This window comes from Flavobacterium sp. DG1-102-2, assembly GCF_033042555.1.
Classification (GTDB): Bacteria; Bacteroidota; Bacteroidia; order Flavobacteriales; family Flavobacteriaceae; genus Flavobacterium.
Map to the genome: position 1 here is coordinate 57,166 of NZ_JAWLIK010000015.1, position 21,695 is coordinate 78,860.

Annotated in this window: 30 protein-coding genes; 18 read left to right on the plus strand and 12 right to left on the minus strand. The window is 37.1% G+C overall.

What is annotated here, in order from left to right; translation table 11 throughout:
- Positions 1-2: 2 nt before the first annotated feature.
- On the minus strand, positions 3-2,672 hold the full coding sequence (locus R1T16_RS17310; protein WP_317502390.1) for a HAMP domain-containing sensor histidine kinase: 2,670 nt from the start codon (positions 2,670-2,672) through the stop codon (positions 3-5).
- Positions 2,673-3,195: 523 nt separating this feature from the next.
- Positions 3,196-4,029, minus strand: a complete 834-nt coding sequence (locus R1T16_RS17315) for a S24 family peptidase (RefSeq protein ID WP_317502391.1) — start codon at positions 4,027-4,029, stop codon at positions 3,196-3,198.
- A 73-nt stretch (positions 4,030-4,102) separates the two neighbouring features.
- Between R1T16_RS17315 and R1T16_RS17320 the strand changes: the two genes are divergently transcribed.
- The 15 genes from R1T16_RS17320 (at position 4,103) to R1T16_RS17390 (ending at position 12,309) form a co-directional block, all read left to right on the plus strand.
- On the plus strand, positions 4,103-4,318 hold the full coding sequence (locus R1T16_RS17320; protein WP_317502392.1) for a hypothetical protein: 216 nt from the start codon (positions 4,103-4,105) through the stop codon (positions 4,316-4,318).
- A 5-nt stretch (positions 4,319-4,323) separates the two neighbouring features.
- Positions 4,324-6,321, plus strand: a complete 1,998-nt coding sequence (locus R1T16_RS17325) for a hypothetical protein (RefSeq protein WP_317502393.1) — start codon at positions 4,324-4,326, stop codon at positions 6,319-6,321.
- A 53-nt stretch (positions 6,322-6,374) separates the two neighbouring features.
- Positions 6,375-7,277, plus strand: coding sequence for an ATP-binding protein (locus R1T16_RS17330; RefSeq protein WP_317502394.1), 903 nt, complete (start codon positions 6,375-6,377; stop codon positions 7,275-7,277).
- Positions 7,267-7,890 carry an ATP-binding protein gene (locus tag R1T16_RS17335; RefSeq protein ID WP_317502395.1) on the plus strand — a complete coding sequence of 208 codons (624 nt, stop codon included), beginning with the start codon at positions 7,267-7,269 and terminating at the stop codon, positions 7,888-7,890. Before R1T16_RS17330 ends, R1T16_RS17335 begins: the two co-directional genes overlap by 11 nt.
- Positions 7,891-7,906: 16 nt before the next feature.
- Positions 7,907-8,236 carry a hypothetical protein gene (locus tag R1T16_RS17340; RefSeq protein ID WP_317502396.1) on the plus strand — a complete coding sequence of 110 codons (330 nt, stop codon included), beginning with the start codon at positions 7,907-7,909 and terminating at the stop codon, positions 8,234-8,236.
- Positions 8,237-8,238: 2 nt separating this feature from the next.
- Positions 8,239-8,373 (plus strand): hypothetical protein, encoded by a 135-nt coding sequence (locus R1T16_RS17345; RefSeq protein ID WP_317502397.1) that lies wholly within the window; start codon positions 8,239-8,241, stop codon positions 8,371-8,373.
- Positions 8,373-9,017: a DUF3164 family protein gene (locus tag R1T16_RS17350; protein WP_317502398.1), complete on the plus strand. Its 645-nt coding sequence runs from the start codon at positions 8,373-8,375 to the stop codon at positions 9,015-9,017. The genes R1T16_RS17345 and R1T16_RS17350 overlap by 1 nt, the downstream gene beginning before the upstream one ends.
- A 2-nt stretch (positions 9,018-9,019) precedes the next feature.
- Positions 9,020-9,442, plus strand: a complete 423-nt coding sequence (locus tag R1T16_RS17355; protein ID WP_317502399.1) for a hypothetical protein — start codon at positions 9,020-9,022, stop codon at positions 9,440-9,442.
- 54 nt (positions 9,443-9,496) lie between these two features.
- Positions 9,497-9,796, plus strand: a complete 300-nt coding sequence (locus R1T16_RS17360) for a hypothetical protein (protein WP_317502400.1) — start codon at positions 9,497-9,499, stop codon at positions 9,794-9,796.
- Positions 9,738-10,178 (plus strand): hypothetical protein, encoded by a 441-nt coding sequence (locus R1T16_RS17365; protein WP_317502401.1) that lies wholly within the window; start codon positions 9,738-9,740, stop codon positions 10,176-10,178. Before R1T16_RS17360 ends, R1T16_RS17365 begins: the two co-directional genes overlap by 59 nt.
- Positions 10,179-10,183: 5 nt before the next feature.
- Positions 10,184-10,420, plus strand: a complete 237-nt coding sequence (locus tag R1T16_RS17370) for a hypothetical protein (RefSeq protein ID WP_317502402.1) — start codon at positions 10,184-10,186, stop codon at positions 10,418-10,420.
- A gap of 160 nt (positions 10,421-10,580) precedes the next feature.
- Positions 10,581-10,928 (plus strand): hypothetical protein, encoded by a 348-nt coding sequence (locus tag R1T16_RS17375; protein WP_317502403.1) that lies wholly within the window; start codon positions 10,581-10,583, stop codon positions 10,926-10,928.
- Between the two features lie 2 nt (positions 10,929-10,930).
- Positions 10,931-11,377, plus strand: a complete 447-nt coding sequence (locus tag R1T16_RS17380; protein ID WP_317502404.1) for a hypothetical protein — start codon at positions 10,931-10,933, stop codon at positions 11,375-11,377.
- Positions 11,378-11,554: 177 nt separating this feature from the next.
- Positions 11,555-11,965 carry a hypothetical protein gene (locus R1T16_RS17385; RefSeq protein ID WP_317502405.1) on the plus strand — a complete coding sequence of 137 codons (411 nt, stop codon included), beginning with the start codon at positions 11,555-11,557 and terminating at the stop codon, positions 11,963-11,965.
- Positions 11,966-12,105: 140 nt separating this feature from the next.
- Positions 12,106-12,309, plus strand: a complete 204-nt coding sequence (locus tag R1T16_RS17390) for a hypothetical protein (RefSeq protein WP_317502406.1) — start codon at positions 12,106-12,108, stop codon at positions 12,307-12,309.
- Positions 12,310-12,344: 35 nt separating this feature from the next.
- Here the strand turns inward: R1T16_RS17390 and R1T16_RS17395 are convergent, their stop codons facing one another.
- Both R1T16_RS17395 and R1T16_RS17400 read right to left on the minus strand, forming a co-directional pair.
- Positions 12,345-13,046, minus strand: coding sequence for a hypothetical protein (locus tag R1T16_RS17395; RefSeq protein ID WP_317502407.1), 702 nt, complete (start codon positions 13,044-13,046; stop codon positions 12,345-12,347).
- Complete coding sequence (locus tag R1T16_RS17400; RefSeq protein WP_317502408.1) at positions 13,046-13,981, minus strand: hypothetical protein; 936 nt, start codon at positions 13,979-13,981, stop codon at positions 13,046-13,048. The genes R1T16_RS17395 and R1T16_RS17400 overlap by 1 nt, the downstream gene beginning before the upstream one ends.
- 160 nt (positions 13,982-14,141) lie before the next feature.
- Here R1T16_RS17400 and R1T16_RS17405 point away from each other — a divergent pair, with 160 nt between their 5' ends.
- Genes R1T16_RS17405 through R1T16_RS17415 form a run of 3 tightly spaced genes read left to right on the plus strand, consistent with a single transcriptional unit; the run spans position 14,142 to position 15,302 of the window.
- The gene (locus R1T16_RS17405; protein ID WP_317502409.1) at positions 14,142-14,459 is read left to right on the plus strand and encodes a hypothetical protein; all 318 of its coding nucleotides are present in this window, start codon (positions 14,142-14,144) and stop codon (positions 14,457-14,459) included.
- A gap of 1 nt (position 14,460) precedes the next feature.
- Positions 14,461-15,033, plus strand: a complete 573-nt coding sequence (locus R1T16_RS17410; protein ID WP_317502410.1) for a hypothetical protein — start codon at positions 14,461-14,463, stop codon at positions 15,031-15,033.
- 44 nt (positions 15,034-15,077) lie between these two features.
- Entirely contained in the window at positions 15,078-15,302 is a 225-nt protein-coding gene (locus R1T16_RS17415) for a hypothetical protein (RefSeq protein WP_317502411.1), read from the plus strand.
- 127 nt (positions 15,303-15,429) lie between these two features.
- Here the strand turns inward: R1T16_RS17415 and R1T16_RS17420 are convergent, their stop codons facing one another.
- The 8 genes from R1T16_RS17420 to R1T16_RS17455 form a co-directional block, all read right to left on the minus strand.
- A complete protein-coding gene (locus R1T16_RS17420; RefSeq protein ID WP_317502412.1) occupies positions 15,430-16,500 on the minus strand; it encodes a phage minor head protein in 1,071 nt (356 codons plus the stop codon).
- 221 nt (positions 16,501-16,721) lie between these two features.
- A complete protein-coding gene (locus tag R1T16_RS17425; RefSeq protein WP_317502413.1) occupies positions 16,722-17,945 on the minus strand; it encodes a DUF935 family protein in 1,224 nt (407 codons plus the stop codon).
- A complete protein-coding gene (locus R1T16_RS17430) occupies positions 17,945-18,433 on the minus strand; it encodes a phage morphogenesis protein (RefSeq protein ID WP_317502414.1) in 489 nt (162 codons plus the stop codon). Before R1T16_RS17430 ends, R1T16_RS17425 begins: the two co-directional genes overlap by 1 nt.
- Before the next feature lies 1 nt (position 18,434).
- A complete protein-coding gene (locus R1T16_RS17435) occupies positions 18,435-18,827 on the minus strand; it encodes a DUF1320 domain-containing protein (protein WP_411162041.1) in 393 nt (130 codons plus the stop codon).
- 44 nt (positions 18,828-18,871) lie between these two features.
- The gene (locus R1T16_RS17440; protein ID WP_317502416.1) at positions 18,872-19,351 is read right to left on the minus strand and encodes a hypothetical protein; all 480 of its coding nucleotides are present in this window, start codon (positions 19,349-19,351) and stop codon (positions 18,872-18,874) included.
- A complete protein-coding gene (locus R1T16_RS17445) occupies positions 19,348-20,907 on the minus strand; it encodes a hypothetical protein (RefSeq protein WP_317502417.1) in 1,560 nt (519 codons plus the stop codon). Before R1T16_RS17445 ends, R1T16_RS17440 begins: the two co-directional genes overlap by 4 nt.
- Entirely contained in the window at positions 20,900-21,388 is a 489-nt protein-coding gene (locus R1T16_RS17450) for a terminase gpP N-terminus-related DNA-binding protein (protein ID WP_317502418.1), read from the minus strand. The genes R1T16_RS17445 and R1T16_RS17450 overlap by 8 nt, the downstream gene beginning before the upstream one ends.
- Entirely contained in the window at positions 21,369-21,659 is a 291-nt protein-coding gene (locus tag R1T16_RS17455; RefSeq protein ID WP_317502419.1) for an oxidase, read from the minus strand. The genes R1T16_RS17450 and R1T16_RS17455 overlap by 20 nt, the downstream gene beginning before the upstream one ends.
- Positions 21,660-21,695 lie beyond the last annotated feature (36 nt).

The following is a 21,695-nucleotide window of genomic DNA, read 5'->3' on the forward strand; positions in this document are numbered from 1 at the left end:
TTTTACTGCATAAAGGTTATTGTTACAGATGTGCCGCTACCTCGCGAAGATTCTATGAGTAATGCTCCGTCCATTATTGCCAGAAGATTAATGATTATGTGAAGGCCAATACTATTTTGTTTTTCTGCTGTTAACGCTTTTGTAGACAAATCCTGGTAGTATTTAGCTTTTTCAGGATCCATTCCGTTCCCGTTATCTGTAATATTAATTTGTAGTTTTCCATTACTTAGTGACGCTTTTGTGGTTATTTTTCCGTCAAACGTATTTTTAACCGCATTGTCGATTAGGTTGTGGAGTATTATGGAAAGCAAATGCCTGTTTATACTTATCTTCAGGTTAGGATCTACACTATTTATAAGCATTGTTTTTTCTGCAGACGCAATATTCTTGAAAAACGCCAGTTTTTCCTGGGCTAACACATACAGGCTGTAAGGCTTTGGCTCGTCATTATTACTGTCTGTTTCCTTTGCGTATACTAAAAATTGGTCTACAAAATTGTAAAGCTGCTGTGAAGACGTATAGATTGCCTTAATGTCTTCTTTAGCTGTTTTCTTTGGGTTGTCTATATTGTTAAACAGGTATCTCCCTGTTATTGCCATAAAATTAAGCGGACTTTTTATGTCGTGGGTAATTGTGGTTACCAAATTTTTGTGGTTTGTAACCTGGGCAGAGAGTTCATCTTTTGTTTTGCGCAAAGCTGCGATAGTACCATACAGCTGTTCTGTTTTTAGTATGACCTGTTTTTCAAGCTGAATGTTCTTATGTTTTATATAACGCACCCTCAGCACATATGTACCATATCCTAAAAGGAGAATCACGATAATAAGAAATACCGTAAAACATTTGGTTTGCCAAAAAGCAGGGTTTATATAAAAGTGAATTGTTGTGTAAATGTATTTTGAGCCAAAGCCTCCTAATTTTCTTGCTGTAAAGATGTAATCTCCTGGCGGCAATGTTGAAAATGAGGCAGTATTATCGGCAATGGCGGCCCAATCCTGTTCTACAGGGCCTTCCAGTTTTGCTTCAATATTCTGGTTGTATGGATTTCCGTAAAAAGGGCTGGAGAGTAAAAATTGAATACGCTCAAAATTGCGGCCGAAAACTAATGTATCCTGTACAGAATACCTTTTGTTGTCAATTCTTATTTCGTCAGTATAAATGTTGTTTAGGGGTTCTCTATTTTCAATATAGGCAGGGTTAAAATAGACAACGCCATCCATAGAAGGAAAGAAAACGATCTCTTTATCAGCATATACTCCGCAGGGATTACACCCCCCGTTAAACTCATTATTTTTAAAGCCGATGTCTTTATCATAAATATGGTAGTATATGCTTTTGATCTTGTTATCTGCATAGTCATAGAGATCCTGTTTTTTTACCTGAAATATGCCTTTGTTTGTGGTTATCCAAAAGTAACCTGACTTGTCTTCTATAATGCAATGCGCCGTCTGGAGGTATGCTTTGCTGTCCAGGGGTAGTTTTGTTACTTTACCGTTTTTTAGTAAAAAATAGCCTTTGTTATAAGTACATGCCCATAGTTCGTTGCTGCTAGGCATATAGATGTTACGTACATGTACATTTCCAATTTGCTTAATTTTTTTAAAGCTTTTCTTCCTGAGGTTTATTTTGTAAAGCCCGTTCCATGAACCGGCCCAGAGATCATTTCCATTAACGTCTTTTATTTCAGAGGCAGCCGCGCTAAGGTACATTAACTTTTTAGGGGCTACTTTAGGGGTCCATGGCTTAAAGTTGTACAAAAAGCCACCTTTTTTTCCACTTTCGTTAAACACGCTTATGTATATGCTGCCATCTTTGCCTTTTGCGAGAGCAGATATAGTGTTTTTAAAAACCCATTCTTTGCGCTGTTTAAACCCGCTGCTTTTTGTAAATCGCGATAATATAGCGTGCTCTTTTGTCCACACGTCGCCATTTTTGTCTATAATCAGCGTGTATTTATCTGTATAGTTTCCTATGTCAATAATAGCTGATGTGCCATTTTTATTAAATATTTCCCCAGTAGATGTTAATATACTTCCCGGAGCATATTGTTCCATGGCGTAGTATACGTCGTCGGTACCGGAAGGATGATAATAACTTGTTGCATTATGCTCAAAAAGCTTTTTCTTGACGACAAGCAGACCTTTGTTAGTACTGCCTAAAAACAATATCTCGTTTTGCAGGTCAAAATATATTGATACTATATTACTGCTTTCACAATCAAAATCTTCAAATATTAATCGGGTTTTTAGCTTTCCGTCTATGTTTTGAATGTGGTACAGCTTGTTTCCAGAGTATAGAAAGGTTTGCTCTGCAAAAGCGTTGCTGTATATCCTGGGTGCTTTTCCGGTTTTAATATCAAAATTTTTATAGAAGGTGCCTTTTGATGTACAAATGGCGTAATTATTATTCTCGCCTAATAAATATAGATTTCCTTTTAGCGAAAAAAATTGAGATGAGTCTTTGTATTTGTATCCAAACTGTTGTTCATGTTTAAAATTCTTATCGTAAAGACCTATACTGTTTTTATTAACAATGTACGTGTGGCCACCGGAAGAAAATGCGCTTGCTCTGCCCTTTATGACAAAAGAAACGGTGGGGTGCGGTATATATGAGTTTTTAGTAGGGTTTTTGAAAAAATCTTCAGGATAAGGGAAACCCTCAATTTTTTTCACATAAGGGCTATATAATGAAATGTACTAAATAGTTAATTCTAAAAAAGGTCGAAAACGCCAATAAAATAAGGACTTCACAACAAAAAAGGTCGAAATTTCCAAAAAAATAAATCGTACATTAATTACCATTAAGTACCGTTTAGCTACCATTCAATAAAAGCAATTCTACCGCATTTAAACACTTATTTACCACATAAGGCCGATATCTACCACTAATTACCTTAAAAGCCCGTATATGCAAGCTTTTAGCCGTTATTAAAGACCGATTAATCACCGTTCAAATACTATTTTAGAGAGCTGACCCGACAAAGGTCGGCTCTTTTTGCTTATACCTTAGATAATGTGTACATTTTAATGATGGGTATGCGATTGGGTATGCATTTGGGTATGCACTTTCACTATGAATTTATAGTAAATGAATATCCATATAGTAAAATAATCATCCAAAAATGGCACTTTTTCAGAGAATCCACACCCATAATGACCAATAAAAAACATCAATAAATTAAGCTATCTTGCTGTTTTACTGATTGTTAGGCAAAGTTTTATTTGTTTTACTTTCTAAAAAATGCACTTTTGCCTCAAGATCGGAAACTCTATCATACAAATCGGCAGGATTTGGCAACTCAAAGCCTAAATGCATTTTGTATTCCCACACTTCTATTATATCCTCGGGAAGTACTGCAAAACTGGGATATTCCTTTCTATTATCGCTTTTACAGTAAACACTACCATATTTTTTAATCCTGTTTAAACATCGTTTAACTATGATTCCATCGTTTTTAGAAATAATAACATATACTCTGTCATCCTTGATATCTTTAACCCAGTTTTCTACAAACTGACCAACAACATAAGAACCATTATGCAAAGTTGGGAACATAGAGTGCCCCCCTACTTGAAACATACGAAATGTACCGTTTTGAATATTTGGAAGGCTGTATGTTGGCAACTTCTCAATAAAATCAGGGTCACCATAACCATTTAGGTAGCCTGCTGCTGCCTTGACTGGTACTAAAACAATATTATCGCGTCCAGAATTATCAGTAGTTACAACGGATGGCATCCTTTGTAGTACTGGTTCGGCTTCTCTCACTTTTAAATTGATCGGTTGCTTAGATGAATTAGAAGTTTTTTCCTCCGTAAGAATCATATCACCAATACCAGTTAGCACCCAATTCATATTAATATCAGGATGCTTAGCGGTAATTTCCGCCAACACGTCAGAATTTATTGCGGAATTTTTGGACTTTCCTTTAAAATTTCCGTAGGTCGCGCCTATTTCTTCAAAAAATTTTTCTTTGCCAATTCCTTTGTATTCAGGTATTTGCAATATACGTTCCTTTACATTAGTCATTTTTTCTGCTATATTATATACAGTGGTGGAAATTTCTACTATATTTGTCCTGTACCAAAAGACAAAAAAGAGAATGGACAAAGAAACGAAAAAAAGAAACAAGTACAATGAGAAAATCCTTGAAGCTGTTTCCAAACGTTACGGAGTTACAATTGATTACGTACGAAAATGCCTTCGTGGTGACCGTTCAGGTATTGTGCCTGACCGCATTTCAAAGGACTATAAAGAAGGCGTAAAAGAATTGAATGAAGTAGTCGATGAGACAGTGGAAAAAATCACTAATAAGTAAGGCTTATGTACGAGTATTACAACAATACGTTATGCGTTCGTGGAAACTGGCTTATAGATAACGTTCTCAATAATGAAAACACTTATAAAAGCCTTACGCAACGTAAGAAGCTAAAAGTAGTCCGCAGAGGCGGAGGCTTAGAGACACCCGCGCTTATAGAATTTGAAAGCATCCGTCCTGATTTAAAGAAAAGGATTATTGAGCTTGCAGGCGACCCTAACGAAAAGGCTAAAAACATAATCTTTCGTGATTATATCAAAGTTGATTCTGCTGCTGTTGAGTTTTTCAATGATTATACTTTAGAAAACGGGGAAGCTTTACCACAAAAGAACATTGCCGAATATATCGCTAATGCCGAAGTGCTGAATGCAATAGATATAATTCTTGCGACGACAATGAGTAAGCGTAAAGCGTTAGGCGGTAAAGCAAAGCCGTGGGAAAAGATTGCACAGGTAGTAAGTGAATTGCCTTTACATACATGGCCTCACACTTTACCCACTAATCCCCGCCGCCTACAGGATAAACTTAAAGTTTATAAAGTAGAAGGTTACCAATCACTTATACATAAAGGATTCTGCCATAAGAATTCTGAAAAGCTTAGTGATGATGCTAAGCCTTGGGTATTGGCAAGGTGGTGTGATCAGGTGAAACGATGCGCTACTCACGCCCAACTACACAGGGAGTACAATGATGAGGCTGTTAAACATGGTTGGAAGGAAGTAAAAACTGAACAAACACTAATTAATTTCCTTCAAGACCCGAAAATAGAACCGTTATGGTATGCCTTCAGATTCGGGCATATAAAAAGCAAGGAAAGATATAGTCTTCAGATATCTACTAAACTACCAAGCATGCGTGACAGTTTATGGTATAGTGATGGTACCAAAATGAACTATTACTATCAGGAAAATGGCAAAATGCTTACCTGTCAGGTTTATGAGGTGTTTGATGCTTACAGCGAGGTATTTCTTGGTTACCATATTAGCAAGACTGAAGATTATGAAGCCCAATATCAAGCTTATAAAATGGCATTACAGATTGCAGGTCACAAACCCTACGAAATTAAGTTTGATAACCAGGGCGGTCATAAAAAGCTTGAAGCTAATAGCTTCTTAGGGAAGTTATCAAGGATATGTGCAAACACAATGCCTTACAACGGTAAATCAAAAACCATAGAGAATGCATTCTACAGATTTCAGATGGAATATTTAAAACAGGATTGGTTTTTTACTGGTCAAAATATCCAGGCTAAGAAAAATGAGAGCAAAGTAAATATGGAAATGATTTTGCGCAATAAGTCAGAACTGCCAACACTTGAAGAAGTGAAGAAAATTTATGAGAAAAGACGTAAAGAATGGAATCAGGCCCCGCATCCAAAGACAAAGATATCAAGGTTAGAAACTTACTTAAATAGTCACAACCCTGAAAGTCCTGAAGTTAATATATGGGATATGGTCAATATGTTTTGGATTCAACGTGATAAGCCTGTTACCTGCACAGCCTACGGTATCAGCTTCACAGAGAAAAAGCAGCAATATACCTACCTCGTGTATGATGACAATAGAGAGCCTGATATCATGTGGCTACGTGAAAACATTGACAGGAAATTTATTGTGAAGTATGACCCTGATGATATGACTTTAATTCATCTGTATGTAGATACACCTCTTGGATTAAAACGTGTAGCTGCTGCCGAAACAAAAATTGAAATTCATAGAGGCAGGCAGGAACAAGAAGAATGGGAAGCTGCTTTCATTAAGAAGGTTCTCGACAAAAACAACGAGATCAGAATACAGGAACGTGATAAAATGGACAGCATACTTGCAGAATATGGCAGGACAGCGGAAGACTATGGATTACGAAGCCCTTTAATACCTGGTGTCGAAACAAGTAAAAAGAAACAAACCAAAAAAGAAAAAACCAGCATCGGACACTATCAAAAAGAAGTTTCCAATGCGGTTCTGACTGAAGATACCGAAACTGATATCTATTCAATGATGTAAAACCAATCCGGTGCAGCGTGAGAAACTTAACCGGATGATACACTACCAAAACTATGACAAATTTAGAGAAAGACCAAATCGTTAGCAGCCTAAAGACTTATATCTCAAGGTATGAAAGCCAAAACAAAGCAGCCAATTCATTAAAAAGCGTAAGTGCTGCAACCATCAGCCAAATGGTTAATGGAAAGTGGGAGTTAATTAAAGACGAAATGTGGCGCAATGTAGCGGCTCAAATCGGGGAAGGTGATACAGATGCATGGAAAATTGTAGAAACTTCCGCATTTAAGGTTTTAAACAGCCTTTTAACGGATGCACAACTATATTCTAATGTGTTCGGTGTAATTGGTAAAGCGGGTTCATCAAAAACTACAGCTATGAAAGCTTTTGAAAACAACCCCGATGCCTTCAGGTTACAATGTGCCGAATATTGGAATAGGAAATATTTTCTAAGTGAGCTGCTTTCTAAGATGGGTAAGGATAGTTCAGGCCTAACCGTTGCGGAAATGATGAGAAAGGCGGTAGAGACACTTAAGAAAAAAGACAGGCCTGTCATAATACTTGATGAAGCTGATAAATTGAGTGATCAGGTTCTTTACTTCTTTATCACTTTATACAATGAGCTTGAAAATCATTGCGGTATTGTGATGTGTGCCACGAACTTCCTTGAAAAACGCATTAAGAAAGGCTTACAACTTAATAAAAAAGGATATAACGAGATATACAGCCGCTTAGGTAGAAACTTTATTGAACTTCCTGATGTAAGCTTTTCCGATGTGATGCAAGTATGTGTTGCAAATGGAGTATCTACAGATTTGACAATAATGGCGGATGACGGCAAAGGCGGTAAGGTAAAGAAAAACGCTATTGAAGTAATTTTCCGTGATAGTGACGGGGATTTACGCAGAGTTGAAAGAAAAGTTCACGCTATAAAGAAGGGGTTGAATAATGCCAGTTAAACGCGCTTGGTCGGTTGACAATGTTGTAAATAAAAAGTTCTTTGAAATACCATTACCTGAAGTATGGGAAAGATTTATTGGTAAGCCTGAAGCGTCCGGTGTTTGGATTATTTGGGGCGAATCAGGAAGCGGAAAAACTGCTTTGACGATGGCAGCAGCAAAAATACTTGCCATGATTTTTAAGGTTGCATTTGACAGTCTTGAAATGGGAACAAGTAAAGCCCTTTATGACGCGATAATCAAATATAACATGCGGGAAGTAAAAAAGAACTTCCTCATACTTGACAGGGAAAGCATTGAAGATTTGAAAATAAGGCTAAGGAAAAAACAGGCACCACGTGTGGTAATTATTGACAGTGTTCAATATGCTGATTTGACTAAAAGCCAATATAAAGCACTCAAAGAAGAATTTTATAATGTACTGTTCATATTTATAAGCCATGCAGAGGGCAAACTGCCTAAAGGAGCATTAGCAGGCTTCATAAGATATGATGCGGATATTAAAATCCGCGTGGAAGGCTACAAAGCGTTTCCTGTTAGCCGTTTTGGCGGCGGGGAACCTTACATAATATGGCCCGAAGGGGCGGCACAATACTGGGCGGATATCGCATAACTAAAACATCAACACTATGAAAGCGATCTATCAAATTTTAGGATTTCCAAAAGAGGTATATGAAATGCTTCTTATGAACATGTTTTTCGAGTGGTGCAACGAGTTAGCTGCATCAGAAAAGGAACTACAAAAATTAATGTCTGACCAGTCACTATTAAACTGGTACATGACGCAATTACCCGCTTACGAAGAAATTTTTGTCAACGAGGTTGAACAATTTGGAATAACCGACAAAGATGAGATACACAGGCATTACCACAGGGTAACAACAATGATTAACGGCATTTTCCCTGGTCCTATCTTAAGGCAGGCACGCAGATCAGTATTAACCGTAGAACATAACTAACAATGACCAAAACACAGATTAAAAACAAACTGGATGAGCTTGATTTTTGGCTTATCAACAACCCGCATCACCCGGATTATCAAAAGGTGTTAAACGACAAAAAAGAATTAGATATAAAATATAATACCAAAAAATAATGAGTACAGAAACTTTAGAAAATCTATCAATTGAAGAAATAGAGGCAGCACTTGCGAAAAAGAAAGCAAAGGAGAAAGGCAGATTAGAGGCCGCAAAACAAGCTTACGAAAAGGACACCGACGAAAAAGTTATTTCGATAATGGCAACCGCTAAAACGCTGTTTAAAGAGCTTTCAGAGTTCAAACAGTACTGTCATATAGAAATGGATAAAAAAGCCTTAGCGCTTGCCGAATATGGTGCTATAAGAAGTACAAGTAAGGGCGGTTTTTCAATCACTAACAAGGTTGGTGATATGAGAATTACCCGCCGCCGTGATACTGAACCTATATGGGATGAGCGCGCAACAAAAGCTATTGAACTAATAAAGGACTTCCTAAGCGACACCATCAAAAAAAGGGATATTAAGCTATATGAAATACTCATCGGCTTTCTCGAAAAAAACCACGCGGGTGACCTTGAATATAACAAGGTAATGGAGCTTCTAAAGCATGAAGATAAATTTGATGATGCCCGTTGGAAAGAAGGCTTGAGGCTCATTAAAGAAAGCTATAGCAACAATTTGAAAGGCTATGGTTATGAGTTCAAAGTTAAGACGGGTGACGGAAAATGGGAATCAATAATATTAAATTTTGCAAGTCTGTAATCATGAGTATAGAAATTAAAGAAATAGAAAAAGACAAAACCTACACGGTTAACGGGAAAGCAGTGTACAGAGATATGGAGCAACATTGGGTTGCACCCGAAGCATTAGATGCTCAAGAATTAAAAGCTTTCAGGCATCATACAAACGGGGGTATAGTTTCAGCGGATTCTAATTTAAAAACAAATAAAATGAAAAGTACAATCAACACAGAGGAAATCATTAACAAGGTTGTGAAAATCTTAGATGTTCCAGTACACAAACCGACAATTGCAGAGCATCACGGCTTTCACATGGTGTCGGTAAATTATGAAGGCGAATTAAATGATGTTCAGCTTTCAGGCCTGACAGAACTTGGAATACCTTCTATAAAAAGATCAGGTGCGGGCTTATCCATCAAAATTCAAATTAAAACGACTAATCCGTAGTGGCACTCTCCCCCGTTCGAGACGGGGGGCGGAGCTAATCAAAAAACACCAAAAATGGAAAAAAAGAAAGTAAGAGTAAACAGTAACAAGTATAACGTGTACCAGGTTAAACTTAAAGTAATGCCTCCTAAGCCTTATATGTCATTTTTTATGCAAGGTGTAGTACTTGCAAAAACAGAAGCCGCAGCAGTTGAAAAAGCCATCAATGTTACTAAAGATTGGGCAAAAAATGAGGTGCATAATGCGGATGTAAAATTACAATCAGTGTCTAAACTAAGAAACGACTTTTTAATCGATGCAAGACCTACTAACGATACCAGCAACGAAGAAGCAAAAACAGCTCATTCATCTTAACGCACAACCTGAATACATCAAGGAAGAATTTGTACAATGGGCCACAGGCAGCAATGATAAAAGAAGCTGCAACGATCTCACTTTCGACCAAGCTAATAGAATACTAATTCAGCTTAACAGAAAGCCCCTCGAATTAGATAATTGGGCATTGTTTGATAAGACCAACAGCCGACACAGATATGTACTTTCCCTTTGCATACAATACGGATGGTCAACTCAAGGCGATAGAGGCACAATAGCCGACCTAAGCCAATTAAATAGATGGATGCACAGCAACCTTTGCCCGGTGCAAAAACCTTTAAAGGAAATGGAACCTAAAAAAGAACTTAAAGCGTTCATCGGTGCCCTTGAAGGAATGGTAAATAAGAAGTTCAAAAAATAACCCCAATGAAATATTTTGATATTGATTGGATGACCATAGAGTTAATACTTGTACTGGTCATCTCACATGGCCTATGCCTTTTTTTAGGCTATTTCTTTGCCAACGTAAAGGCACGTAATGAACCTATAAAGGTTAAAGAAGATAGCAAATTAGCTCGTTTACCTGAATGTAAAAGACGCTGTGACCCTAACCAGTGCGATACCTGGTGTAAAGCAAAAGAACGTTTTTCAAGAGATCATTAATGGCTAATATGTTCCCTACCTATGGTGATAACGCGCAAACAGTTTGCACGCACCCTACACGAGTTCTTAGAACGCTTGAAGCAATATTAACGTGTGAAACTACAGCGGAGTTTTGCGCATGTTGTGGTAAACAATTAACTGAACCTGAAACCGATTACCGATGAAAGTAGAGTTAAAACTTACTGCCGATGAATTGCAATATATGGCACAGCTCGCAGGTCATTCTAATAGCTCAAGTACACTGGCAATATTCATGAGTATAACACGTGAGAAAAAAACAGTGATGAGTATATGTATAGACGTTGCTGACAAATTTGAAGCAAAGTACAAGGCTCTTAGTCGTAAGGCTACATTGTTTGATGCCAAAAAGAAGCATAAGATATCATTAAAATATCATGAGGCTTACGCTGTAAATGCATGGCTCGAAACTCGTTTACCCCTCGAAACTGACCCATATAGAAAAAGTATATGCTCGAAGCTTAGCCTAATGATTGACCCAAAACTTTAAAAATGGAACTATACACTACATATACAATTAAAAGCCGTAACGCTCCTAACGTTTGGCAATTTAAATATCATTTAAACGGTGTTTTAGCTGAATTTAAAATACTCGATGGCATTCTTACTGATGTGCAGGTTAAGTGGCTTGGTTTAAAATTCCCATTCTATGAAGATCAGGTAAAAGAATGGCAAAAAAACCTTAAGGACAATTTTGAAATTGTTATCGGTGAACCTTCACTATCATTTGATGTACTATGGGAAATGTACGATAACAAAGTTAAAAAATTTCAGGCTCAAAAATTCTTTGACAAACTGAAAGAAGCCGAAAAAATCAAATGCTTTCTTGCCGTTCCTGCTTATTTGAGATACTTGACCCGTACAGGAGTTGCTAAAGCACACCTTTCAACCTTCATTAACCAACGCTACTTTGATGATGAGTGGCACAAAGCAAAGTAATATGAAAAAACAAGATTTTAGAATATCGGTAGTATTACTACTATTCTTAATATGGTTAACCTTGGCATTGTCACTTGGATTGATTTATACAACAACTGATGGCATACTTGAAACTTTATATAGAAAGCTATGATACTACCATTTAGCACCCAATTTAACGGCAAGCCAACGTACTTTATGGAAAAGATAGCTACCTCATTAAAGGAGGTTCTAGGCGAATGGCTACCGGGAAGATATAGACATGAAACTTTTAATGAGTTATATGATGCGAAACCAAAGCATCATACAATCAGGGAAGACACTAAAGATCGTTGGAAGGTCGGAAGCCTGATTCACTTTGTTGTTTTCAATAGATCAAAAAATCAGTTTCAGTTTGCTCCAGTATTCAAATGCAAAGGAATTCAGAAAATCGAAATAACGCATTATGTAGATTGGATTGCGGTGACAATTGATGGTAGGAACTTGGGTATTGAAGAAATTATTAAACTATCAATTAATGACGGGTTTGATGGTGTTGAGGCTTTTTTTAACTACTTCAATTGCGACTATAAAGGAAAAATAATTCACTGGACAGATTTAAGATATTGACATGACAAAGAAAACAGAAATATGCGCAACCTGTAGAAAGTGGCCGATTTACGAAGGATTTTCACGCAGTTGGCAAATGGAGAACCATTGTATAGGCTGTAGAAAGCCTGTCGAAAATTGTACATGTAACCAAATTTAAAATGATGACAAAACAGATAGAAAATACCAAAGCTTATAAGGATTTAGACAGCTTTAAGCAAGATATAGTGATGAAACGTAGTAATAGGCTTCAGATTGAAGATGCAGTAGTAACAGCCCGCGCTATCACTTTTGAAAAGTGGCAGGAATCAACCAGTTTTTCAGCATCTTGGCAAAACATAGTAAAGGAGGTTCTTGCCTCATAACAAAAAAGCCCCTGCGTATACAGGGGCTTTTCTAGTTATATAAATTGTTTGACTTGAAGAACTTGCATCACGGTAGGGTTTATATAATCTACATTTACCTTAGGGATTGGCATAGCCTCAAAATATGCTGAACTTGTAAGCTCGCTTGGCTTAATGCGTTTAACCATTCTGTTTTTCAAATCCTCGGAGATTCCGCCCACATGTTGATCTAAATATTCCAATGTGCTAAAAACCATTCCAGGCAAATCATCTTCAATACTCTGTAATGTGGTTTCATCCCAATCATCCAATAGAAGATACTCACTGTTATTGTACATCATAGCTCTTATGGTGTTTACACAAAACCCTACACATGTACATATATCGGGTAGATTCGTTTCAGAATAATAAGTTCCGTCCGCTTTATAGAACGAATCTTGAAAAACTACACCGTATATAGGATTCGCTTCTTGAGCGATAATCTCCATTTGAGTTTTGTAGTAACCTATCAATGCCCGGTCAAATATAGTAAGCTCTTTGATATACATATTGTCGGGGAAGATATCCAAAGTCTGTAGTTTAATCTTACCTGTAAAATGCATATAGGTAACTTCAGAATTGTGGCAAGCTATAATACCACTATGTATTCCTATCCCCAAATCGTTAGTTATTATCGAAATAGCGAGAAAGTTTTTAGTTAAATCATAATCACGAAGACGATGAATTTGGGGCTCTATCTTATCTAAATTATAAATCATTATAAGACCTGTCTTTTAGTAATTTTTGATAATATGTCTTCAACCTTTGCTAACATATCTTTTAAGTCTTCATTATCTTTAAAGGCTTTGGATATAATCAAAATAGACATTAAAAAATTGGGATTAACAGTCTTATAGCAAAATAGCCTGATGAACTTACGGGCTTCTTTATACTCATAATTACTGTAAAAATCTTTTAATTTATAATGAATCGATTTGATAGCATCATTTTCCGCCGCCGCGTTAAGAGCTTGAAAAAAAGACTTGAATTCAATATAATAATCTCTATCAAGATTATTATATAAGTCGCAGAATTGATATTGTATTTTGTCTTTTTTCACATAAGCCCAGGCACTAAATTTAACCTGCTGATACAAGTACAAACCGATTTTCCTTGCTTGTTCCTCTGTACAATCTACAGTAAATTTACTATGTGCTCTTTCTACATGGAAGTTAGGTTTATCACCTCCATTAAGCTTTAATTTGGCATCAAAAAATTCAACGTGAAAATTTTGTTCTACCTCATCTCTTACCTTTCGCAATTTAAATTGCTTAGTAAAATATCTCTTTACTGAAACTTTTTGAGCACCACGTACAAAATTTATATCAACATCTAACTCGGAGCTTAATGCTTTTTGAACAACTCGCAAATTATTAACATAGACATTACTACGCTCATTACTGCCTTGATAAACTTTGACAAAATTTGACTTAATAGAATCAATCCCCGCGCCAGCACCATGATCTTGAATCATCTGACATACGCTACCTTCCTTCAAACCTACAGTAATGTCAGGGTTTCCTTCAAACGTTGCTATATTTCTTAATGCAGTCAATAACTCAATAACCATATTGGCGGCTTCAACCGACATGTTTTCCATGTCAATATCAGAGCCGTCAGCTTCCTTATGTATTATGATTTCAATTGAGTTCATCGCTTTTATAAATATCGGTAAATGTATAAAGTAAAAATTAATTTACAACTTTTTATTACACTTTGCAAATATTAACAAAATATTCTCAAGGCGATATACCCATTAATGGGTATTTTATCAGCATTTAAATATCGCTATATTTGTCCATATTAAATGGACTATGGATAATTATAAACGCTTTTCAAAGATTGAATTCATAAACAACAATAGAGATAAACCACATTATGAAATCTTGAATCAGTGTCAAGGTGAATTAGCATGGTCACACTCTATACAGTATACACACAAATACTTTAAAGATGACCAAGAATACATAAAAGAATATTTCAAATTTATTGGGCACTTAAATTTTTTTTTAATGAATGGCGTTAAACCGTTGGGAATGGATAATTTTGATTTTCTATCAACAATCTCAATTACTAAGGAACTTATAAAAAAAGGAAACTTTAATGAAAGTATTTTAGAATTATATAAATAACATGAAAAAATTACTACTCCTTACACTACTACTATCCGGCATGTTTTGCCAGGGGCAAGATGTATCGCCGTATTATCCGGCTAAGAATAAAGTAAGCGACCCTTATGACTTTACAAGCCAGTTGACTTACTTTGATATGAATTACATTTCAAATAACATCAGTGAGTTCCTAACATACCGTATGAATATGGGCGTAAGTAAAACGGATGATTCAAAGCTTATGCATGATGGCGGTGTTTATACAGTTCACTATACAGATAAAATATCGCAATCAGGTAATCAAAGCCTTACCATTTCTTACAATGTTGTAAAGGTTACTGATATCTACACGATACAATCAGTTAAGATCACTGGAAGCCCTGACCGGGTAATTTCTTTCTTTGTGGAGTTTTGGCAAACGTCAATGAACTTTGAAGCCCCAAAAGGCAAATCTGATGTTTCTCTTTTAACAGGTCAGGACGTTGTAAAGTTCTATTTTAACAAGGGTAAGCCTTATATTGACGTTACGAATAATACCTTTAAAACCGTTGCAGAGTTCGAAAAATATTATAAAAATCTTAAGATTTCTAATTAACAAAGGGTTTGTAATATTTTAAGAAAATATTTTATCTTTGCTACATGACACGCAAAGACAGACTTACAGAGCGAAACAACAAAGTGCGTAAGTTATTTTATGATGTTCAAAAGAAAAATCCAAAGTGGCGTATTGATGCAGTTTTAGACGAAGTGGCGGAAAAGGTTTTTTTAGCACCAAGAACGGTAGATGCGATTATCAGTTATGAAGGCATCTACAATGATAACCCGCCGCAGGCATCAAAGCAAAATCAGTTAAGTATCTTTTAAACTTCATTTAAATACCTTATATTTGCATACTTAGAATCAAGACTACTATCATTCGATATAAAAATGCAGTCGCGGTGAAATACCCAAGACAGCCCAAAGCAAAGGCCTCTTTTATAAGAGGCCTTTGTTATTTTAGCTTTGTGAGGGCTTCAAATTCCCTGTTTACAATTTGCTCCCGCGTAAGATGAACAGCTTTTCCTTTGTACTGAAATATCATTCCTTGGATTGTCCTTCCACGTTCGGGGGTTACTTTACGCCTTAACGTGTCAATTATCTGGTCAATATCCAGTTTTTCAATTAAATCCAAATCCCATACGATATAATGCGGTATTTGTTTTGGATTGATAACCTTATTCATCATTTGGTCTTTAGCATCATCGATGATCTTACGCATGTTGTTGAGGCCTTTTATAGACTTCCTGTCGCCTAAAAACTTATTAAGTATAAGGTATTCAGGGTTGGTGTGCTTTTTAAGCTCTACATGCGATCTAATGACGAAATCCATATTTAATTTTTTGGCACAGATATCGGCTACCTGGTAATTACGGCTTAAGTCATTTCTATCGGCGGTGATGCTTATTTTTACTTTAGGATTTTTAGTTTTTATAAGCGTGTCTTCAGCCTGTAAAAAATCCTTCAGGTTCTCATTAGCCTCTTTAATTTCCGTGGCGCTCATGCCTTCCTTGTATGGCAATTCGGCAAATATCTTACCGCTTAAGGCAGCATTATTTTTAAATGCATCCTTTACCTGCAAGCTTGGTATATCCGGGGTAACTTCATCATCCGTTTGGGTTACAGTACATCGGCATCCCCAATCGACAGGAGGCCAATGCGTTTTCCAAAATGGGTGATCTATAGGAAGTACAAGGCCGTTCCATGCTTTATGCGCTTCCCTTACCCTTGCATCACCTACCGTATGATATTTAAGATTTGGATATAAATACTTGTTTGCTTGATAATCCTGCCATTTATTAGCCATATTAGCCGTTGCAACGGTTTGGTTGTATTCTGCCTTTAGCCAACGCCTGTTATAGTCGACGTTCAACTCATCGGCTGTCTTCTTAAAATCAGACCAGGGCACAACCTTGCCGTTTTTAGTGAGAGCTCTCTCAAGTTCTTTCCTGAAGCTTGTTTCTTTAAAGGCAGAAAGTTCAGCTATATTATATTTTAACGAGAGTGCTAATTCAGGGTCATACATTTCGATATCCGGGCTATAGCCTATATCAACCCCTTTTGATAGCGTATCGTTATAATACTTCCAAAGCTCCTGTTGCTTATCCTTTGAAACTTTACGGTCATCAAAGAGCTGTCGTATATAGCCCTCAATAAGCCCGCTTAAAATATTATCTTCCTTACTTAGCTTAACTGGTTCGTGTGTGTCATCACAGCATTGTGTACGGAAGTATAGTTTAAGCAGGCTTAAGGCTTTCCCGTTTCATTACCATCTGTTTTACCTGATGGCATACTTTCTATTTCAACGCCATAGGTTTCCTCAATATAGTTTTTGGTTAATACGTAACCGGCTCCTAATATCGCACCATCAACTTTAATTTGCTCGTTTGGGTCTTTGGTCTTTTCAACAGCAATTTTCGCGCCTTCAGGTATTTTATAACCTAACGCCCTCATTGCAGGTACCACACGGTTATTAAGGAACGCCAGCATTTTCTTTTCATCGGCAAATACTACTTCCTCAAGTGTATTTTCATGTACTGTACCCTGTGATTTAGACGAACCGTTTTCGGTAGTCATTGTCTGATGTAATACCAGTTTCGAAAGTTCTGAATCAAGCGCCTTAATCTTTTGGTAAAACACGTTGAAGGAATCCGTTTTACTGTTTTCCTTTATATCAATTTCAGTTCCCATAGGGAATACACCATATGGAGCTGACCCCATTTCCTCAAGCCATCCGGCAACTTCATTTTTTACAGTCTCGCTTTGGGATGCAACTTTTGCAATACGGATAGGAATGCCGAAAAGTTCTTCAAACTCATCCCAACTGCCCCATGAATGGCGTTTAAGAATTGTGTAAACCGCTGCTTTTTCCAGTAGCCCCACATTGTCATAAAACTGTGCATACCAAAGAATATCCGGCACGGTTGTATAATCAATTCCTTTATTACCGTTTACATCGTAAAGCATTATCTTATGTTCAGGTATTACAAGACCGCGATCAATTAATTCTACTTCTTTGATATTACCAGGTGACCAGTCTTTCACCCATAGCAAAGAGTAGCCTCTATAAACCGATTCATGTGCTTGGTTAATAGTATATTCAAACCATTCCTGATCTTTGATAAGCTCCGTAAGTTTATCATCTTTTTTTCGGTTTAGCTCAAAAATATAATGTTTATTGGTAGTTCTTAAAGTCCTGTTTCCCGTAATACCAGTTAAATGACCGTCAAGCATAACATCGTCATATACCTCCTGCATTGGGTAAGTTTTTGGTAATTCGGCCTGATACCTTGCATAGCGTGAAGCCTGCCAATCGGTGAGCTCTTTACGCCATAACCTGCGTTGACGGCGTATTACATCGACCATAAAGTTTGTGACTTTATTTATATCTTTTGCATCTGAACCTTTTAGGCTAATTTTTTTAACGGCATTACCCGAAAAATTTACTGTACTTGTGGTTGTATATTGCATTATCTGAAAGTTCTATCTAATGTTCGTTTTAATTTTGCTTTTATCTGATCTTCAAAATACTTGGATTTACCCATAAACTGGCGTTGTGGCATGCCATCTAAGCCCTCATTATGGCGTTGGGCATATTCCTTTGAAGTAAAGAACCTGACGGCATTCTTTGTCTTACGTGCCCTTATTGAGTTCCTTAATTTATTGCCGCCCGTTTCATGCCCGGTTAAGATGGCCCTGTCTTTATTCCTGCTCCCATAGCGGTTAAGATTACCCTGTCTGCCAACTCTATTAGTCCTGTACCTGGTAATATCCCTTCCGCGATCATCAGCCGTTTTACGTTCTTCCCATTCCTCAAGACCTGTATCATTATAACCCTGATCTTCGAAGTTCTTTTGAATGAAATTAAGCCCTTCAACTTCAATGATGGTAGTAACAGTGTTAGGCAATTCCCGTGCAGCCCTGTCAAGCATTCTTTGTAGTTCCCTTAAATCACTCATACTACCAATGATTACTATATTTTTTGTTGCTACCTGTCTTCATAAAGGTTGCAGGTGTATCAGGCGTGCCGTCACCGTTGCTATCGGTCATCCTAATCGGAAGTGGAGGCTTAATTTTGCCTTCTGACACTTTTTCAAGCCACAACAAAGCTTCATTCTTACCGTCTTCTATATACTTTGATATAGGGCATTTTCTCCTTATACTAACTTCAAACATTACTATGTTTTTAAGATGCTTTAGAACGGTCTTATTTCTGTCATCACCAGTACGGGAAAATATCACATCAGTATCAAAATACTGAAAAAGATATCCCGACATAACATCAATACTTTCATCAATAACTTCGGTGACAATAGTGTCATTATTATTTGTGATCAGGTTGACTATTTCCATAGTTGCAACCGTGCGCAATTCTTCTTTTTCTAAAAATGCCATAGCTAAGATGATATAGTTATTTTGCGGTTAGTATATGGGTAGTTTACCTGTTTGTAAACATTGGTTTCAAAGCTTAGCCTGTAACTCATTATCCCCTCAAGGCTGTTATCTTCAATAACATCGTCGGTTTGTTGCAGGGGTTTAAATTGTGTGCCTTGCTGTGACTGTAATTTGTTCACGATTTCATCAATAAGATTAATTTCAATCAAACCGTTTTGAGCATCGGCAGTGGTATTGTGTTGGTCAAGCCATCCGTCTTTAGTGTAGAGGTATATATCTACCGTTACAGTGCCTTCCTGCCTTTGGTTTACCATATCTTCCCATTGGATATTGTTAACCTTTATAAGTGCTGCCGTCCAGTATTGGGGATAGGTTTCCTTTGCCCCTCCAAACTGGTTACGGTATAGGTCAATAAGTTCCAATTGCGTAATTTGTTCAAGAACCTGCCTTGTTATATCAAATATTTCTTTTCGTGGTGTCATACTCGTCTTTTAGATTTTCGTTTGCCTATAAGTGGCCGTTGGTTACTATCTTCTTTCTGTGAGTACCCGAATAAAACCCGACCTTTACGCACACAATTTTCTAACGCATCAAGAATATCATCAGGAGTTTTACAACCCTTTTCAAAAGCCAGTATATGGGCTTCTGCGTCTTCCCAATCCTTAGTATCTTGTATTCTTTCATCAAAGGTGATTAAACCCCGTTTAAACGCTCCTGTAAGTGTTGCGTCTATCCTATCATGTTTATCTCCCGATGCGTGATCTGGGAAAGGTATATCTGCTGCGTTATTTTCTTCACAGGCAATAAGCCAATCAGGTTCATACACTACCTTTTGCGCGGCAGTAGCATCATAAAATGATATTACAGACATACCTTTGCTGTTATATTTTTTTTGCCACTCATAATGCATATCCATTGCTTCAGGCCTTGAACACTGTCTATTGAATAATTCAAGTACGTGGGCACGCCCCAACTCTAAAGAAAGAAGAATGCCAGACTTAAAGTCGCCATCATCTGAGTAAGACAAATCCCAAAATTCAATAAGTCCGTTAAAGATTGTGTTACCGTGTGTTTTCTTGAATCGTAGCCACTCTTTCTTAATACGCTTACCTTCTTCAACCGGGTTATTGAAGTCTTCCCTTTGCGATGTATGGTAGTCTGTATCATTGACAATATTTATGCAATCTTCAACGCTGTATCTTTCCGGCCAACTTGGTTCAAACGTAGTTTCATTACATAGGTTGACAGTCATTATATGAAGGTTCGATGACTTCTTATTTTTTTCAGCGTAGCCATCAACTATACCGTTTTTAACGATGTAGTTGTTAGCCATTATCTGTCTAAATCTTAGTTTATGACCCGCTTTACCCAAGTCACCAGTAAGCTTTTGCACATTCTCTTGTGTCAGCTCCCTGTTTTTTGCCTGTTTACGATCTTCCAAGTCATCCATTGAAACAAAGTCAGGCCTGTATGCTCCTTTCCTTAAACCCCTGAATGCCTGATTAAGACCCAACGCCATGAAAAACCTTTTGTCGTTAGTTTCAAATTCACCATCAGCCCAAGAACCATATTGCATCTGGATTCCAAAATCCTTAATGAAGCGTTCGTTACTCTCAAGATGCATTTGCAAATCCGATAAAAGTAATTTACCGTGTCCTTCCGTTTTGCCTACAATTAGTCCAAAAAAGAGCTCATCGTTTTGCTTTAGGTGGGTAACATTCCCTACGTTGGTATGTATTGATTTTGCACCGCCCCTGAACCATCGGCGTTGCTGTTTAATGAACTTATTGTAATAAACCTTCAAATAGCTATCAAGATGAAATTGAGCACAGGGAGCATCAGCTAATGAAAGGCCTGAATTAACACCATAGTAATAATCAAAATACTCTAAGTAATTTTCAGGTTTTAACAGGTGTTTTATACGTGCTTCCTGTTCCTCTGTAGTCTCCTTTACTAAACTATTATAAGATAAGGCCTGTATTCTCTTTGATTCAAGAAAATAGTTATCCATTGCTGTTTTTAGATCGGTCTTAGTCATGCTGTAGCAATTCGTTTACATATAGATCAAAAAACACCCTTACACTTTTAAGAGTTTCTAAAAGCTCTTCACGTTTTTTGCCAGTAGCATTACCAGCTTTTAGCATCATGAAGGAAGAAAAGCCGTCAAAACTTTCCATAGTATGTACGGCTTTCTTACGGCTGTCATTTAAACGGTCAAATGCTGCCGATATCTTAGCAAGATCATCTGCTTTATAAAGTGGAGTTTCCCCGTTTTTAATATCACGAACGTAAGCAAGTATCAGCCTTTTTATTTCGGAAGGCTTTATATTATGTAGTTCTTTTTCTTTATCCCAATCATCATCATCGCGCCAACCGGATAAGGTTTTGATACCTACACCTATAATCTCTGATATATTTGTTATTGAGAAACCTTTTACAAAAAGCTCTTTGCCCTGGCTTTTTTTAAAATCACGCTCTACCGCACTCATGCGGCCTTTTTTATTGGCTGTACTTTCCATAAATATTTAGCTTACCGTATTCATCAATAGTAATATTGTCTATTTCCATCCCGTCATATTGCAGGTTCTTCTTTGCCTCAATCAACACATCGGTGTATTCGTCATCTTGCAACATCTGTATCAGGCCAACCCCAATTTCAGGGAATTCTTTGTATTCGCCTTTGTTTGCAAGTAGTATATCGTGCTGATGTTGGTTCTCTGAAAAGCCCGTTGCAAAGTCACCATCCTTAAAGGCAAGGCTTCCATTTTCGTTGCTTAAAATATCTGTCATGAGGCAAAATTCGACTTTAACGAGTAACCAAAAAAA

Coding starts and splice junctions, on each gene's coding strand:
- R1T16_RS17315 (WP_317502391.1), bottom strand. CDS start 4,029: ATGACTAATGTAAAGGAACGTATATTGCAAATACCTGAATACAAAGGA.
- R1T16_RS17320 (WP_317502392.1), top strand. CDS start 4,103: ATGGACAAAGAAACGAAAAAAAGAAACAAGTACAATGAGAAAATCCTT.
- R1T16_RS17325 (WP_317502393.1), top strand. CDS start 4,324: ATGTACGAGTATTACAACAATACGTTATGCGTTCGTGGAAACTGGCTT.
- R1T16_RS17330 (WP_317502394.1), top strand. CDS start 6,375: ATGACAAATTTAGAGAAAGACCAAATCGTTAGCAGCCTAAAGACTTAT.
- R1T16_RS17335 (WP_317502395.1), top strand. CDS start 7,267: ATGCCAGTTAAACGCGCTTGGTCGGTTGACAATGTTGTAAATAAAAAG.
- R1T16_RS17340 (WP_317502396.1), top strand. CDS start 7,907: ATGAAAGCGATCTATCAAATTTTAGGATTTCCAAAAGAGGTATATGAA.
- R1T16_RS17345 (WP_317502397.1), top strand. CDS start 8,239: ATGACCAAAACACAGATTAAAAACAAACTGGATGAGCTTGATTTTTGG.
- R1T16_RS17350 (WP_317502398.1), top strand. CDS start 8,373: ATGAGTACAGAAACTTTAGAAAATCTATCAATTGAAGAAATAGAGGCA.
- R1T16_RS17355 (WP_317502399.1), top strand. CDS start 9,020: ATGAGTATAGAAATTAAAGAAATAGAAAAAGACAAAACCTACACGGTT.
- R1T16_RS17360 (WP_317502400.1), top strand. CDS start 9,497: ATGGAAAAAAAGAAAGTAAGAGTAAACAGTAACAAGTATAACGTGTAC.
- R1T16_RS17365 (WP_317502401.1), top strand. CDS start 9,738: ATGCAAGACCTACTAACGATACCAGCAACGAAGAAGCAAAAACAGCTC.
- R1T16_RS17370 (WP_317502402.1), top strand. CDS start 10,184: ATGAAATATTTTGATATTGATTGGATGACCATAGAGTTAATACTTGTA.
- R1T16_RS17375 (WP_317502403.1), top strand. CDS start 10,581: ATGAAAGTAGAGTTAAAACTTACTGCCGATGAATTGCAATATATGGCA.
- R1T16_RS17380 (WP_317502404.1), top strand. CDS start 10,931: ATGGAACTATACACTACATATACAATTAAAAGCCGTAACGCTCCTAAC.
- R1T16_RS17385 (WP_317502405.1), top strand. CDS start 11,555: ATGGAAAAGATAGCTACCTCATTAAAGGAGGTTCTAGGCGAATGGCTA.
- R1T16_RS17390 (WP_317502406.1), top strand. CDS start 12,106: ATGATGACAAAACAGATAGAAAATACCAAAGCTTATAAGGATTTAGAC.
- R1T16_RS17395 (WP_317502407.1), bottom strand. CDS start 13,046: ATGATTTATAATTTAGATAAGATAGAGCCCCAAATTCATCGTCTTCGT.
- R1T16_RS17400 (WP_317502408.1), bottom strand. CDS start 13,981: ATGAACTCAATTGAAATCATAATACATAAGGAAGCTGACGGCTCTGAT.
- R1T16_RS17405 (WP_317502409.1), top strand. CDS start 14,142: ATGGATAATTATAAACGCTTTTCAAAGATTGAATTCATAAACAACAAT.
- R1T16_RS17410 (WP_317502410.1), top strand. CDS start 14,461: ATGAAAAAATTACTACTCCTTACACTACTACTATCCGGCATGTTTTGC.
- R1T16_RS17415 (WP_317502411.1), top strand. CDS start 15,078: ATGACACGCAAAGACAGACTTACAGAGCGAAACAACAAAGTGCGTAAG.
- R1T16_RS17420 (WP_317502412.1), bottom strand. CDS start 16,500: ATGTATGACCCTGAATTAGCACTCTCGTTAAAATATAATATAGCTGAA.
- R1T16_RS17425 (WP_317502413.1), bottom strand. CDS start 17,945: ATGCAATATACAACCACAAGTACAGTAAATTTTTCGGGTAATGCCGTT.
- R1T16_RS17430 (WP_317502414.1), bottom strand. CDS start 18,433: ATGAGTGATTTAAGGGAACTACAAAGAATGCTTGACAGGGCTGCACGG.
- R1T16_RS17435 (WP_411162041.1), bottom strand. CDS start 18,827: ATGGAAATAGTCAACCTGATCACAAATAATAATGACACTATTGTCACC.
- R1T16_RS17440 (WP_317502416.1), bottom strand. CDS start 19,351: ATGACACCACGAAAAGAAATATTTGATATAACAAGGCAGGTTCTTGAA.
- R1T16_RS17445 (WP_317502417.1), bottom strand. CDS start 20,907: ATGACTAAGACCGATCTAAAAACAGCAATGGATAACTATTTTCTTGAA.
- R1T16_RS17450 (WP_317502418.1), bottom strand. CDS start 21,388: ATGGAAAGTACAGCCAATAAAAAAGGCCGCATGAGTGCGGTAGAGCGT.
- R1T16_RS17455 (WP_317502419.1), bottom strand. CDS start 21,659: ATGACAGATATTTTAAGCAACGAAAATGGAAGCCTTGCCTTTAAGGAT.